The sequence below is a fragment of the Desertibacillus haloalkaliphilus genome, from assembly GCF_019039105.1.
GTDB classification, from domain to species: Bacteria; Bacillota; Bacilli; order Bacillales; family KJ1-10-99; genus Desertibacillus; species Desertibacillus haloalkaliphilus.
The window spans coordinates 1-320 of sequence record NZ_JAHPIV010000651.1 but is presented as its reverse complement, the minus strand read 5'-3'; the positions used below and the strand labels follow the sequence as shown (position 1 = coordinate 320).

Annotated in this window: 1 pseudogene; it reads right to left on the bottom strand. The window is 37.5% G+C overall.

Annotation, left to right across the window (positions count from 1 at the left end):
• Positions 1–320 (bottom strand): annotated as a pseudogene (locus tag KH400_RS23710) (DNA topoisomerase IV subunit B); the annotation flags it as partial.

Below are 320 nucleotides of genomic sequence, written 5' to 3'. Positions count from 1 at the left end.
ATATTGAACAGCTACTTCTACATTTAGCCCATCCTTTTCACTCTCAATATGGATCGGCTCTTCATGTAATACTTCTTTTGAACGGTTCAAATGTTCAACGAATGAAGCAATTCCACCTTCATAGTGATATTTTGCTTCTTTCCCGTCCTCACGCTTGTCCTCTATAACAATTGTTAATCCTTTATTTAAGAATGCTAATTCACGTAACCGCGTAGCAAGTGTATCAAAGTCATAAGTCGTTGTTTCCTGAAAGATCTCAGCGTCAGGTTTGAAATGGATGACAGTTCCTCTTTTTTCTGTTTCGCCAATCACTTCTAAAT